Origin of the sequence: Arthrobacter rhombi (assembly GCF_900163545.1) — a bacterium.
In the GTDB taxonomy this organism is placed as follows: domain Bacteria; phylum Actinomycetota; class Actinomycetes; order Actinomycetales; family Micrococcaceae; genus Arthrobacter_H; species Arthrobacter_H rhombi_A.
Map to the genome: position 1 here is coordinate 15,708 of NZ_FUHW01000042.1, position 12,699 is coordinate 28,406.

The 12,699-nt window shown below is 64.6% G+C and carries 15 protein-coding genes; 9 read left to right on the top strand and 6 right to left on the bottom strand.

Features of this window, described 5'->3' with window-relative positions:
• Positions 1-19: 19 nt before the first annotated feature.
• The 5 genes from FM101_RS12615 to FM101_RS12635 all read left to right on the top strand — a co-directional run bounded on the left by FM101_RS12615 (position 20) and on the right by FM101_RS12635 (position 4,254).
• Positions 20-979, top strand: coding sequence for a carbohydrate ABC transporter permease (locus FM101_RS12615; RefSeq protein ID WP_428844164.1), 960 nt, complete (start codon positions 20-22; stop codon positions 977-979).
• Positions 979-1,821 (top strand): carbohydrate ABC transporter permease, encoded by an 843-nt coding sequence (locus FM101_RS12620; protein WP_087000195.1) that lies wholly within the window; start codon positions 979-981, stop codon positions 1,819-1,821. Before FM101_RS12615 ends, FM101_RS12620 begins: the two co-directional genes overlap by 1 nt.
• Positions 1,822-1,852: 31 nt before the next feature.
• Entirely contained in the window at positions 1,853-3,109 is a 1,257-nt protein-coding gene (locus FM101_RS12625) for an ABC transporter ATP-binding protein (RefSeq protein WP_087000197.1), read from the top strand.
• A 136-nt stretch (positions 3,110-3,245) separates the two neighbouring features.
• A complete protein-coding gene (locus tag FM101_RS12630; protein ID WP_087000199.1) occupies positions 3,246-3,539 on the top strand; it encodes a hypothetical protein in 294 nt (97 codons plus the stop codon).
• 88 nt (positions 3,540-3,627) lie between these two features.
• Positions 3,628-4,254: a CE1759 family FMN reductase gene (locus tag FM101_RS12635; RefSeq protein ID WP_087000201.1), complete on the top strand. Its 627-nt coding sequence runs from the start codon at positions 3,628-3,630 to the stop codon at positions 4,252-4,254.
• Positions 4,255-4,398: 144 nt separating this feature from the next.
• On the opposite strand, the gene FM101_RS12640 is transcribed toward FM101_RS12635, so the two are convergent.
• A complete protein-coding gene (locus tag FM101_RS12640; RefSeq protein WP_087000203.1) occupies positions 4,399-4,596 on the bottom strand; it encodes a CsbD family protein in 198 nt (65 codons plus the stop codon).
• 339 nt (positions 4,597-4,935) lie between these two features.
• Between FM101_RS12640 and hpaH the strand changes: the two genes are divergently transcribed.
• The 3 genes from hpaH to FM101_RS12655 all read left to right on the top strand — a co-directional run bounded on the left by hpaH (position 4,936) and on the right by FM101_RS12655 (position 7,969).
• Positions 4,936-5,721, top strand: coding sequence for a 2-oxo-hept-4-ene-1,7-dioate hydratase (hpaH, locus tag FM101_RS12645; RefSeq protein WP_087000223.1), 786 nt, complete (start codon positions 4,936-4,938; stop codon positions 5,719-5,721).
• A complete protein-coding gene (locus FM101_RS12650) occupies positions 5,706-6,515 on the top strand; it encodes an HpcH/HpaI aldolase family protein (RefSeq protein ID WP_087000205.1) in 810 nt (269 codons plus the stop codon). The genes hpaH and FM101_RS12650 overlap by 16 nt, the downstream gene beginning before the upstream one ends.
• A 167-nt stretch (positions 6,516-6,682) precedes the next feature.
• The gene (locus FM101_RS12655; protein WP_087000207.1) at positions 6,683-7,969 is read left to right on the top strand and encodes a cell division protein PerM; all 1,287 of its coding nucleotides are present in this window, start codon (positions 6,683-6,685) and stop codon (positions 7,967-7,969) included.
• A gap of 14 nt (positions 7,970-7,983) precedes the next feature.
• Here the strand turns inward: FM101_RS12655 and FM101_RS12660 are convergent, their stop codons facing one another.
• Positions 7,984-8,538, bottom strand: coding sequence for a DinB family protein (locus FM101_RS12660; RefSeq protein WP_087000209.1), 555 nt, complete (start codon positions 8,536-8,538; stop codon positions 7,984-7,986).
• Positions 8,535-8,939: a hypothetical protein gene (locus FM101_RS12665; RefSeq protein ID WP_087000211.1), complete on the bottom strand. Its 405-nt coding sequence runs from the start codon at positions 8,937-8,939 to the stop codon at positions 8,535-8,537. Before FM101_RS12665 ends, FM101_RS12660 begins: the two co-directional genes overlap by 4 nt.
• A 44-nt stretch (positions 8,940-8,983) precedes the next feature.
• Between FM101_RS12665 and purN the strand changes: the two genes are divergently transcribed.
• On the top strand, positions 8,984-9,556 hold the full coding sequence (gene purN / locus FM101_RS12670) for a phosphoribosylglycinamide formyltransferase (protein WP_087000214.1): 573 nt from the start codon (positions 8,984-8,986) through the stop codon (positions 9,554-9,556).
• A 77-nt stretch (positions 9,557-9,633) separates the two neighbouring features.
• Here the strand turns inward: purN and FM101_RS12675 are convergent, their stop codons facing one another.
• From FM101_RS12675 to FM101_RS12685, 3 genes are all read right to left on the bottom strand, one after another.
• Complete coding sequence (locus FM101_RS12675; RefSeq protein WP_087000215.1) at positions 9,634-9,870, bottom strand: hypothetical protein; 237 nt, start codon at positions 9,868-9,870, stop codon at positions 9,634-9,636.
• Complete coding sequence (locus FM101_RS12680) at positions 9,867-11,201, bottom strand: S8 family serine peptidase (RefSeq protein WP_087000217.1); 1,335 nt, start codon at positions 11,199-11,201, stop codon at positions 9,867-9,869. The genes FM101_RS12675 and FM101_RS12680 overlap by 4 nt, the downstream gene beginning before the upstream one ends.
• A 114-nt stretch (positions 11,202-11,315) precedes the next feature.
• Positions 11,316-12,662, bottom strand: a complete 1,347-nt coding sequence (locus FM101_RS12685) for an MFS transporter (protein WP_245806700.1) — start codon at positions 12,660-12,662, stop codon at positions 11,316-11,318.
• Positions 12,663-12,699 lie beyond the last annotated feature (37 nt).

The window sequence follows — 12,699 nt, forward strand, 5'->3', positions numbered from 1 at the left end:
AGTTGAGGGAGGAGTCGCTGTGAGTACCCCCGTGGAGACGAAACCACGTCAACGGCGGCGTGCCGATACCGGCGTCGTCCTCTCCGAACGACGCAGGGCCGAACGCCGACTGGGGTGGATGCTGGCCGGTCCCGCCTTCGTGGTCATGCTCATGGTGACCTTGTACCCGATCCTGCAGGCCGTCTGGGATTCGCTCTTCAATTTCCGGCTCACCGCCCCGGGGGACAAGAGTTTCATCGGGCTGAAGAACTACGGGGTCATCCTCACCGACTCGTTGTTCTACAGGGACCTCGGCGTCACCTCGTTGATCACGGTCATCACCGTCGTGGTCGAACTGGTCCTCGGTTTCGCCATGGCGTTGATCATGCATAAGGCGCTGAAGTCATTGCGGGGGTTCGTTCGCACCGCGATCCTGGTTCCCTACGGCATCATCACCGTGGTTTCGGCCTTCGCCTGGTTCTATGCCTTCGACATCAACTCCGGCTTCATTAACAGCTGGTTCGACTGGCTTCCCGGAATCAGCGAGGACACCAACTGGTTCGCCGGGACGTGGACGTCCTTATTCGTGATTATGGCTTCGGAAATTTGGAAAACGACCCCGTTCATCTCGTTGTTGCTCTTGGCGGGCCTGGCACAGGTCCCTGATGAGCTGACCGAGGCCGCTGAAGTCGACGGGGCCACTTGGTGGCAGCGCATGCAGCGAGTGATCTTGCCAAATATGAAGGCGGCCATCATGGTGGCTGTTCTCTTCCGGGCGCTCGATGCCTTCAGGATCTTCGACAACGTCTACATCATGACCAACGGTGCCTACGGTACGGAAGTGCTCTCGCTGTTGGCCTATCGCACCTCGATCGGACGACTGGAGATCGGACTGGGTTCGGCGATCTCGGTCCTGCTGTTCCTGTGTGTGCTGATCATCTGCTTCGTGGCAATCAAGCTGTTCAAGGTTGACCTCGCCGGAAACCAGGGAGGCAAGTGATGAAGAAGGCCACCACGAAAACCCGGCTCATCTGGGCCGGCATCACGTTAGTCGTCGCCGTCTACGCCCTGTTCCCGGTGTTTTCGATTCTGGCCACCTCTTTCAAGGAGCCCAGCGACCTGTCCAATGGAAAACTGCTACCGACGAACTGGTCGGGGGTCAACTACGAACAGATTCTTGTCGGTGACGCCCAAGGGCTGTTCCTGACCTCGCTGCGCAACTCGATCGGCATCACGCTGATCTCCACGGCGATCGCCGTCGTGTTGGCCACCCTCTGTGCCTACGCGATTGCCCGGTTGGACTTCCCGGGCAAGAAAATGGTGCTCACCACCGCGCTGGCCGTCTCGATCTTCCCGGTCATTTCCATCGTCACCCCCCTGTTCAACGTCTGGCGCACCATCGGGCTGTATGACACCTGGCTCGGCTTGATCATCCCCTACCTGTCCCTGACCTTGCCGATCTCCATCTGGACGCTGGCGGCATTCTTCCGCCAGATCCCCTGGGAATTGGAACAAGCAGCCCAGGTCGACGGGGCCACCACCTGGCAGGCTTTCCGCAAGGCGATCGTCCCGCTGGCGGCCCCCGGGGTCTTCACCACGGCGATCATCGCCTTCTTCATCGCCTGGAACGACTTCGTCTACGGCATCTCGCTGACCTCCACCGAGGCGGCGAGACCGGTTCCGGCGGCCCTGGCGTTCTTCACCGGTGCCTCCCAATTCGAATCACCCACCGGCGCGATTTCCGCTGCCGCGATCATCGTCACCATCCCGGTGGTGCTCCTGGTGCTGGGCTTCCAGCGGCAGATCGTCTCAGGCCTGACCCAGGGCGCAGTCAAGGGCTGAGGCCCTGATCCGAGAAAGCAGAGGACAACCCATGGCATCGATTACGTTGAAGAACCTGGTCAAGAAGTACGACGACGGGTTCCCGGCAGTGAATGACATCTCCATCGACATCGCCGATGGGGAGTTCGTGATCCTGGTCGGTCCGTCAGGCTGCGGCAAGTCCACGTTGCTGCGCATGATCGTCGGCCTCGAGGACATCACCAGTGGGGACCTGTACATCGACGATCGACGGGTCAACGACATGGCCCCCCGCGACCGACACCTGGCCATGGTCTTCCAGAACTACGCCCTCTACCCGCACCTGACCGTCTTCGAAAACATCGCCTTCCCGCTCCGGCTGGCCAAGGGCAAATTCACGGAGGACGACGTCCAGGAACGGGTACGGGCAGCGGCCCTGACCCTGGAACTGACCGACCATCTCGATCGCAAACCCGGCAACCTCTCGGGCGGGCAGCGCCAACGCGTAGCCATGGGCCGGGCCATCGTGCGCCAGGCCGATGCCTTCCTCTTCGATGAACCGTTGTCGAACCTGGACGCGAAGCTGCGCGGCCAGATGCGGGCGGAGATCTCCCAGATGCAGCGGCGCCTGGCCACCACGAGTGTCTATGTCACCCACGACCAGACCGAGGCCATGACCCTGGGCGACCGGGTGGCTGTGCTGAAGAAGGGCGAATTGCAACAAATCGCCTCACCGCGCGAACTCTACGAACAGCCCGCGAACATCTTCGTGGCCGGGTTCATCGGCAGCCCGTCGATGAACTTCCTGCCGGCCACCGTCGAAGGCAATGTGCTCAAGACCGCTATCGGGGATTTCGAGGTCCCGCAGGCGACGGCTGCCACGGCCGCCGGCAAGGACGTGGTGCTCGTGGGCATCCGTCCCGAGTATTTTGAGGATGCCTCCCTGGTGGAGGAAACCAAGTTGGCCCACGGCAACGCGTTCAGCGCCGAACTGACCCACACCGAATGGTTGGGCAACGAACAATACGGGTACATCGACTTCGATCCATCACCCGAGGTCAAGGACATGCTCGATTCCCTGGCCCGCGATCTGGATGCCGACGAATTGCGCCCGCAGGTGGTGGTCACCCTGGACGCGGCGAGCCGGATCCGTGGGGGACGGGTCTCCGAACTCTGGCTCGATACCCGCCGGTTGCACGTCTTCGATCCCGCGACAGGGGAGAACCTGACCCGTGATGCCGAGGCCGGTGCGGCGTTGACCGAGGAGGCCAACCAAGAACGGGCCGAAGAAATCGAACGGGCCACCCAGGACGCCGCCGACGCCGGCTGACCGCAAACGCTCCACCCCCGCCGGCCCCGCTCGAGGGGCCGGCGGGGCCTCCCTTGTGGACCGGGAGTTTCCGGCCTACCGTGGAAGTACCCATTCGGCTCGTCCGGGGCCGAATCGGCTTTCGAAGGAGAGGGTCATGGGGTTCACACATACGGTTCCAACTGGAGGCCGTCGGCAACGCGGCACCACCGCTGATTTCCGTGTCCGAGGTGGCGCGATGGCTACCGGCGGACTACTGGTCCTGATGATCTGCGCGCTGCTGAACGCGGCAGTCCTGGGCAATGCGGATACCGGAGGTTCGCTCGGTTTCGGCCTGCTGATCGGCATGTACATGCTGGCCTATGGCATTGTGAAACGGCTGAGCCTGAGCTTCCCGCCGCGTCCAGGGGCTAGCACCGGAAACTCACGCGAACATCATCCGGCCGACTAGCTGAGGCGCTGCCCGGAGGAATACTCCTGCCACGTCCATGGTTCTATCTGCGCAGGCAGAGAACCAAATTAAGTGGCAGGAGGCCCTCATGGGCGCATCGATCGTCGTCGTTTCTGGTGGACTAGGAGTTCCCTCTTCGTCGCGGATGCTCGGTGATCAGTTGGCCAGATCCGCGGTCGCCGCCCTGGCTGGCGACGGAATCGACACGGAAGTTTTCGTCATCGAGCTACGCGAGTTGGGCGTGGATATCGCCAAGGCCATGGTTTCCGGATGGGTTTCCCCTGATGTGGCGAAGGCGATTGAGCAGGTGGGCTCGGCCGACGCCTTGATTGCCGTCAGTCCCGTGTTCACCGCCTCGGTCAGCGGCTTATTCAAATCCTTCCTCGACGTCCTTGATCCCACCATCCTGGACGATAAGCCCGTCCTGCTGGCCGCCACGGGAGGTTCCTCACGGCATTCGATGGTGATCGACTATGTCATGCGTCCCATCTTCGGCTACCTGAGGGCCAACACCATGCCCACCGCGGTCTTCGCTGCCCCCGGGGACTGGGGCCACAGCAGTGGGACCGGAGCATTGGCAGAGCGCTCCGACCGGGCAGGTGCCGAACTGGCCAGAGCGTTGGGCAGCCGACATGGGGTCTCGGTGGCACACCAGGACCCGCTGGAATCGCTGCCGTTCGAACAGCTGCTCGCCGATATCCGGCCCGAAACCTAAAAATCCGCAGACGCGCGTGAGGGGCGGACCAATCGGTCCGCCCCTCACGTCCATTCAACCGCTAACGCCAGGCACGCCCACGTTCCAAGACCCCCTCAAGGGAAGATGCCGTGAGCCAATCCAGCGCCGCCGTCGTGCTTTGACTTACTTGTCGGTGAAGCCGTCCTTGACGTCCTTCGCGGCGTCCTTGACGTGCTCGCCTGCCTGCTTGGCGCCGGCGCTGGCCTGATCGCCCACGCCTTCTGCCTGCATTCCTTCGTCGTCAGTGGCCTTGCCAAATGTTTCCTTGGCCTTGCCCGAGAGCTCCTCGGCCTTATTGGACATCTTGTCTCCCAAACCCATTGCGCATTCCTCTCATCGGTTTTGCTGAGGTAGCGACTCCGTGGAGTCGTGGTGCCGGCCGACGACTTCAAGGCCGTGCACCTGCCTTCCACGTTAACGCCGTGCAACGGATACGTCTAGCTGCGGGGGCCTGCGAAAGTGCTCTGCGGTCGAGGTTTCGGGGGTGGGCCGCCGCCATGGTGCGGATGCAGGATTTCGGGGCACGATGGAAGTCGGGATATGACGTCCGTCACGCGGTGGATCGTATACGATGTCTGCAGGATGTGGGTGGACGGCATCACGTGCCCATCACCGTCCCGCAGCCCCTCCGCCCGACAGGATCAGGAAGGTTTTTCCGACATGCTCAACGATGAGACCATCACTTCCATCGCCGACGAATTGGTCGAGGCCGGCCGCAGCCGCACCCCGGTCAAGCGGCTGACCTCGCGGTATCCGGAGATGACCATCGAGGATTCCTACCGGGTCCAGAACTTATGGCGCGAACGTCATGAAGCCGCCGGGAGACGCCTGGCGGGCCGCAAGATCGGCCTCACCTCACGGGCCATGCAGGCCGCCACCGGGATCACCGAACCCGACTACGGGATCATCTTCGATGACATGGTGTTGGAGAACGCCTCGAGCATCGAATGGAAGCAGTACACCCATCCGCGGGTCGAAGTGGAGTTGGCCTTTGTCCTCAAGGAGGACATCACCGGCCCCAACGCCACGATTTTCGACGTGCTGCGCGCCACCGAATACGTCACCCCCGCCCTGGAGATCCTGGATTCACGGATCGAAATGGAGGGGCGGACGATTGTGGACACCATCAGCGATAACGCCGCCATGGGCGCCATGGTTCTGGGCGGACGCCCCGTCGCCCCCGACGCAGTGGATCTGCGCTGGGTTGCGGCGATCCTGTACAAGAACCACGTCGTAGAGGAGACTGGCGTCGCCGCCGGGGTGCTGAACCACCCGGCTTCCGGGGTGCATTGGCTGGCCAATAAGATTGCCCCGCACGGTGACGGCCTCAAGGCGGGTGAAATCATCCTGGCCGGTTCCTTCACCCGCCCGATGTGGGTCAATGAGGGAGACACCGTCTTCGCCGACTATGGAGAGCTGGGAACGATTACATGTCATTTCGCGTAGAGCCCGATCCGTCCTTCAAGGACGTGCTGGCCACGGCCGACCGTCCGCTGGCCGGCATCTGGATCTGTTCGGCATCGCCTGTGGTGGCAGAGATCTGCGCCGGCGCCGGATTCGATTGGGTGTTCATCGACGCCGAGCATTCACCGAATTCGCCCGAAACGGTGTTGGCCCAGCTCCAGGCAGTGCGCGGCTACCCCGTCATCCCGGTGGTCCGTCCGGCGGTGAACGACACGGTGCTGATCAAGCAGTACCTCGACATCGGAGCCCAGACACTCATCATCCCGATGGTGCATACCGTTGAAGACGCCCAGGCCGCCGTGGCAGCCGTGAGGTATCCGCCCCGAGGGGTTCGCGGTGTCGGATCCGCGCTGGCCCGTTCGGCGCGGTGGAACCGGATCCCCGGCTATCTCGAGCGCGCCTCGGATACGATCACGCTGATCGTCCAAATCGAATCTGCCGAAGCGGTGGCCAATGCGGCGCAGATCGCTGAGGTCGAGGGCGTCGACGGGATCTTCATTGGACCCTCCGACCTGGCAGCGTCGATGGGCCTGATTGGCCAACAAGGTCACCGCCGGGTCGTGGAGGCCGTTGATGCCACGATGGCCCGGGTGAAGGCCGCCGGAAAATTCGTGGGGGTCAACGCCTTCGAGAAGAAAGCGGCGCTGCGCTATATGGATACCGGGGCCGACTTTGTGGGGGTCGGAGCCGATGTGGCGGTGCTTGCCCGCGGGACCGAGGCACTGGCCGGGAAGTTCGTTCCGGCGTCGAAAGACTCCGCCCCGGACAGCTACTGATTCGGGTTCCGACCCCCTGGCGTCGTGGCACTCTTCAGCCCGAGTCGCGTCGCTCGCCCGGATCGGGGACGCCAAGTGGCACGATTGAGACGATGAAAAAAGACCAGCAGTCCGGGGCCGGCCCGGAGAAAGCGCGGGCTCCACGGGCGGCGCGTGGTCGGGAAGCCATGGCCTCATGGCGGGAGTCGTTCAGCGAAGGCCTGCCGATGCCGCTGTGGCTTCAAGGAGCCCTCGAATTTATCCAGTGCGCCTTCCTCTCGGCAGTGCTGGTGGTGGTGCCGTTGGTAGGCGTCTGGTTTGCTGGCGGTTTCGCCGAACGGACCTTGGACTCCGTGTTCAGGATGTGCGGCCAAGTCTGGTTGTTGATCCACGGTGTTCCCTTGCAGCTGTCGCTGGCGGGGGACGCATCTCCGATCGTCTCCACGGGGATGCTCACCATCATCCCCTTGGGCTTGACACTCATCCCGTTCTTCCTGGCCTGGCGTTCGGGCCGGCGCATCGCCAGGGCCTCCTATACCGACCAGCTCTGGCAAGGCATCGCCGGGGCGTTGGGCGCCTACCTGCTGGTGGGACTGATCACCGGCTTCGCGGTGCCCACCGAAGAGGTCGAGGTGAACTTGGGGGCCGCGGCACTGATCCCGTTGCTCCCCGCCGGGCTCGGCGTCGTGATCGGGTCGCGGCGCGAAGCCGGGTCGTGGGGGCGGCTCATCGGCGTGGACTTCGTCGAATGGATCGCCGCGACCAGCCAGCATTCACGGTGGGCCGGTTCCTACCTCTGGTCGGTTATTCGGGCCGGACTGCTCGGCTATGTGGCGGCCTTCGCCCTGGCGGCACTGGCCTTGACAGTCACTTTGGGGATGCACTGGCTCGACATCTCCAATATCTACCAGCAACTCCAGCCGGGGCCGGTCGGCGGTTCGGTGCTGACCATCGCCCAGCTGGGCATGATGCCCAACCTGGCTCTCTGGGCCCTGGCCTGGATCAGCGGTGGCGGCATCACCCTGGGCGTCGGCAGCACCCTGGGACCCCTGAGCACCGCCGTCGGACCGCTACCGGCGATACCGTTCCTCGGAGCCTTGCCGGCGGGGGACCTCGGACCGGCGTGGGCGTTTATGCTGCTACCCGTTGTGGCCGGCATTCTGGCCGGCTGGTGGTTCCTCCGCGAAGGGGAGAACCACTTCGAGGACTGGCTCTCGATGCGGCTGAACGCCCGCTGGCTGTCCTTGGCCCTGTCCACCGTGCTGTTGGGGCTGTTCATCGGCATCTCGACCGGTGTGTTCTCCCTCGCCGGAAGCTGGCTGGCCGGCGGTTCGCTGGGCATCGGCCGCCTGACCGAGGTGGGCCCCAACCTGTGGATGACCGCCGTGCTGCTGGCCGGAGAGGTAGGCATCGGAGTCATCATCGGCTACCTGATGGCCCCGCTGCTAGAACGTGATCCGGTGCTGGAGGACTAACCCGTCCGCGGCCCTCAGCCGTTCACATCATGCAGATGATGGGCAATATCATGCCAGGTGTACCGGGCCAGGGTTTCAACCGTGAACGCGGCACCGTTGCCGCGCAGCCCGGTGCGGTTCAGATCCCGTTTCAGGACCGAATCGAAGGCATCGGCGAGGCCGCGGCCCGCAGCAGCGAGCTGGGTGGAGATGACCTGGGGTGACTGATGGGCATACCCGTCCTCCAGGGAGGTAGCATCCTGATCCCAGTCGGGGAACGTCGGACCATCCTGGGCATGCATCAGATCCAGCCGGTAATGCATCACCTTGAACACGTCGCGCACATGCGCAGCATATTCCAGCGGGCTCCAGACGGCCGGCTCGGGGCGCACGGCAACGTCTTCACGGTGCAGAACCGTCGCCCACCGGGGCAGACAGGTCCGCAAGGCGATGGCGATGTCCTGGGGGCTTAGCGCCGAAACGTCGGTCCCGCATTCGGGGCAGGCCCGCTCGATCGTCCAGGTCCAGTCCTTGGTGTCGGGGGCTGGTTGGCTGTGGTGATCCGGTGTGGGTGAGGACTGGCTGGTCATGATCCGATCACTCCTTGGAGGGTGGACAGTTTCTGGTCGTAATCGTGTTTGCACTGGGCCTGGGAACGCTCGGTGACCGTATCGGCCATGCACTGCTCATAGTCGGCTGTTGGCTGGTAAAAGATGACCTGGGTTGTGGTCGAAACCGTGAACAGCAGGCACGCCACGGTGGCCAACGGCAGCGTGATCCGGAGTACGCCGGGCAGCTTGCGTCGGAAGACCTTCACCGAAGCGACGATGCCGGCCACGATGCCGGCCACCCCGAAGGCCACCGAAGCAATCTTCCAGGGCAGGACCACAGAGGAGAGAAGGTAGGAGAACAAAACAAAGAGCACGACGGCTCGGATCCATCCGCTCACGGCGGCAAGACGCTGTGCAACGTCCTCTTCTGGTGCGGGCATGCCAATAGCCTAGTCCGGTCCGCCGAAGCACCTAAACTGGTGGCATGCGCATTGTGATCCTCGTATCCGGTACCGGCTCCAACCTCCAAGCAGTGATCGACGCGGTCCAGAGCGGGCAGCTGGACGTGGAGATCGCCGCTGTCGGTGCGGACCGTCGCGGAACCGGGGGAGTTCAGCGTTCCGCCGCCGCAGGGATCGACACCTTCGAAGTGTCGTTCAAGGACTACACCGACCGTGCCGCCTGGAACCACGACCTCACAGTGAAATGCCGGTCCTACGCCCCGGACTATGTGGTGTCCTCGGGGTTCATGCGCATCGTCGGGGAAGAGTTCATCAACGCCTTTGAGGGGACCTACCTCAACACTCATCCTGCCCTGCTGCCAGCCTTCCCCGGCGCCCACGGGGTCCGTGACGCCCTGGCCTACGGGGTGAAGGTCACCGGGTGTACGGTGCATATCGCCGATACCGGAGTCGATACCGGTCCCATTCTGGCCCAACGCGCCGTGGAGGTCCGCGCAGAGGACACCGAGGACACCCTGCACGAGCGGATCAAGGTTGCCGAACGCACCCTCCTCATCGAAACGCTGGCGTCCTTGGCAGCCCGCCAAGGAAGCTGAGACCTTCCCCGGGGCGGCAGTGGGGTGAAGGAGCGGCCCCGCCACCTTCCCCGGTGGCGGGACCACGTGTTGACCGGCTACTGGAGGCCGGAGTCCGGGTCAGGTAGGTGGTAGATCTGTTCGGCGGTGACGGAGGCGACGCCACCGATGGCTTCCAGCCCGGCCAAACGCTCCGGCGCTATGGTGCCAGTGACCATCGCCAAGGTCGGGAGCACCCGTTCGACGGTCATCCCCGCGGTGGCCAATTGCTCGGCGACTTCGGCCGACCTCTCGGCATAGGGTTCGGTCAGTGTCACGGTCACGCGTTGGCTCATCGGGGGAGGGTTTCCGATGAGGCCGGGGTCCCTGCCTCGTCCTCGTCTACGGGGGCTTCCGGCTGCGGGGCCCGGACCAGCCCGGCCCCGACATCCGCGGACGCCGCGTCCAAACGTTCGCAACCCTGCACCAGTTCGGCCCAGAGCTCCCGGCCCCGCAGACCGGTGGAGGCTGCCAGAACTGCGGCGACGCCGGCAGCATGAGGGGTAGCCATGCTGGTTCCACTGATCGTGTTGTACCGCTGGGGCATGGGCCACGAGGAATACACCTCGACACCGGGACCGGCGACGTCGACCTGCCCACCCTCATTGGCCCCGGAGCGGGCCGAGAAGTCGGCGATGGCCAGCTGCTGATCGACGGCGCCCACGGCCATGATGTAGGGGCTGTTGGCGGGAGTCCCCACGAATCCGGGGTTTCCGGCGGAGCGTTCGGCATTATTGCCGGCAGCGGCGATGATCAGTGTGCCCCGGGCCAGCGCCCGCTTTCCTGCGGCCACATAGGGCGGATGGACCTCGGCGACATCGGCGCCCAGCGACAGGGAGATCACGGCGCAGCCCTGGGAGATGGCCCAATCGATTCCCGCCAGGATTCCCGCATCGCCACCGGAGCCCGAAGCGCCCAAGACCTTTCCGGCATAGATCTCCGCGGCGTAGGCCACCCCGTATCCGGGGCCGGTATCGGGGGTGCGCGGTCCGCAGGAGGTCCCGATGCAGTGGGTGCCATGTCCGTGCCCGTCCTGGGCATCCTCGCCGTCGACAAAGGATTCAACGACGACGGCCCGCCCCGCGAAATCTGGATGGCCGGCATCGAAGCCGGTGTCCAAGACGGCGACCTTGATGCCCTCCCCGGAGGCTTCGGAGGTCGCGGCGCCGGTGGCCTGCAAACCCCACGTGAATTCGGCGGTATCAGCGAAGCCGTCGGCCGGTGCCTGGCGGGCGGAACCGGGGGCTGTGGGGGAAAGGTCCCCGGCTGGCGCCTCGGAGCGGTGCCGTCCGCTCGGGCCCGGTTCGAGGATGTGGTGGATCAGCTCCGGGTAGTAGTGCATGCCCCGCTGGGTTGCGGCCGAACTGACCCGCAAGCTCTCCAACTGGGCGTCCTCCGCGGCGACGACGGCCATGCCCAGTTCGGCGAAGTACGTTCCTTGCCCTTGCCGGGCAGCTTCCGCCCGCTCCGCGGAGGTGGACAGTGCCGCCAGATCACGGGTGTCCGCCACCCGGGTCATGCCGCCGGTGGCCAGCAGGTCCATGGGGTCCGGATCATCCTCGTCGAACACCACGATGAATCGGCCGGTGTGCTGCCCGGACTGGCCGGAAAAATCCGGATCCAACATCTGTTGCCTCCACTGATCGCGACCGGGGACCCGCCCCGTTCATCGGGGCATGGCCCCATTACGGTCAGTGTAGCTGCGCCCTGCTGGGGTGGGAATGGTCTGCGGGGCCGGGCTTCAGCGCAGGACGGCGCCCCGGGTTTCCGGGGCGCGCAGCGCCATCCAGATGACAGCCAGCAGGACCAGCCCGCCGGCCACGAGGAAGGAATTGGCCAGCCCGACGACCGGCCACAACCAGGCAAAGAGCAGTGGTCCAAAACCGGCACCGAGTCGGCTGAAGGAAGAGGCCCAGCCGAATCCGGAGCCACGCAGTTCGGTCGGGTAGAGCTCGGAGACATAGGTGTACAGCACCGGGATGGCGATCTGGATGATGAACCCGAAGACCAGCAGCCAGGCCACGGCCAGATGCGGTTGGGACAGGGAGAGGGCAACGAGGACCAAGACCAGGGCGGCCAAGGGCCCGGTGATTCCCAGCAGCCATTTGCGGCCGACCCGTTCGACGAGCACAGCAGCCAGCACCACGCCGGCCAGGCCGACGGCTGCCATGCCAGCGGTGCTGAACAGGGCAGCCGATTCACCCATACCTGCCTCGAGGAGAATCGAGGGCATCCAGGTCAGCGCCAGATAGTAGACGAGCAAGACGGAGAGGAAGAGCGACCACGCGATGGCCGTGATGTGCCAGTTGAAGGCCCAGACCCGCCGCAACTGGTCGAACCATGCTCCGGCGGATAACCGTGGCACCGAACTTGCCGAGGGCAGCGTATAGGGCTCGACGATCGCCCCGGTGCGGCGGACCAGGCCGTCAATCACCCGGGAGGCCTCACGCTGGCGGCCCGCCCGGACCAGGAAGAGCGGGGATTCAGGGACCGAACTACGGATCCAGAAGACCAACAAGGCCGGCAGGACCATGACCAAGAGGATCAACCGCCAGTTCCCGGTGCCGGCCTGGATGACCGCTGAAACGAAGAAGGCCGCGGCGGCACCGACCGGCCACCACCCGTCCATGGCGGTCAAGACCCTCCCGCGGTGCCGGGCAGGGGTGAATTCGCCGACGAGGGCATAGTCCACGGGGATGCAGCCACCCAGGCCCAGACCTGCGAGGAACCTGCAGGCGGCAAAGAAGACGAAGTTCGGGGACAGCGCCCCGGCCACCGTGAAGATGGAAAAGATCAGCAGGGTCCAGGTGAAGGCTTTGCGCCGGCCGACCCGGTCCGCAATGGTGCCCCAGAGGAAGGCGCCCAGGGCCATGCCGATCAAATTGGCGGTACCCAGCCAGGCCGCCGTCGTGCGTTCCAGCCCCCATTCCTGCATGACCAACGGGATGAGGGCGCCATTGAGGGTGACATCCCAGGCATCGAACATGAAGCCGAGCCCGCCGATGATGAAGATCTTGCCTTGGACACCCCACCGCCAGGGGAGTCGTTGGACGATTTCGTCGCCGGAGGCCAGGGTGCGGTCTCTCACATAAACACAACTGACGCTGCCGACGAATAGAGAGGTT

Bases quoted from the DNA above. Each gene is read 5' to 3' on its own strand.
- FM101_RS12630 (WP_087000199.1), top strand. From the start codon at position 3,246: ATGGGGTTCACACATACGGTTCCAACTGGAGGCCGTCGGCAACGCGGC.
- FM101_RS12675 (WP_087000215.1), bottom strand. From the start codon at position 9,870: ATGAGCCAACGCGTGACCGTGACACTGACCGAACCCTATGCCGAGAGG.
- FM101_RS12640 (WP_087000203.1), bottom strand. From the start codon at position 4,596: ATGGGTTTGGGAGACAAGATGTCCAATAAGGCCGAGGAGCTCTCGGGC.
- FM101_RS12680 (WP_087000217.1), bottom strand. From the start codon at position 11,201: ATGTTGGATCCGGATTTTTCCGGCCAGTCCGGGCAGCACACCGGCCGA.
- FM101_RS12655 (WP_087000207.1), top strand. From the start codon at position 6,683: ATGGCCTCATGGCGGGAGTCGTTCAGCGAAGGCCTGCCGATGCCGCTG.
- FM101_RS12660 (WP_087000209.1), bottom strand. From the start codon at position 8,538: ATGACCAGCCAGTCCTCACCCACACCGGATCACCACAGCCAACCAGCC.
- FM101_RS12625 (WP_087000197.1), top strand. From the start codon at position 1,853: ATGGCATCGATTACGTTGAAGAACCTGGTCAAGAAGTACGACGACGGG.
- hpaH (WP_087000223.1), top strand. From the start codon at position 4,936: ATGCTCAACGATGAGACCATCACTTCCATCGCCGACGAATTGGTCGAG.
- FM101_RS12620 (WP_087000195.1), top strand. From the start codon at position 979: ATGAAGAAGGCCACCACGAAAACCCGGCTCATCTGGGCCGGCATCACG.
- purN (WP_087000214.1), top strand. From the start codon at position 8,984: ATGCGCATTGTGATCCTCGTATCCGGTACCGGCTCCAACCTCCAAGCA.
- FM101_RS12650 (WP_087000205.1), top strand. From the start codon at position 5,706: ATGTCATTTCGCGTAGAGCCCGATCCGTCCTTCAAGGACGTGCTGGCC.
- FM101_RS12665 (WP_087000211.1), bottom strand. From the start codon at position 8,939: ATGCCCGCACCAGAAGAGGACGTTGCACAGCGTCTTGCCGCCGTGAGC.
- FM101_RS12635 (WP_087000201.1), top strand. From the start codon at position 3,628: ATGGGCGCATCGATCGTCGTCGTTTCTGGTGGACTAGGAGTTCCCTCT.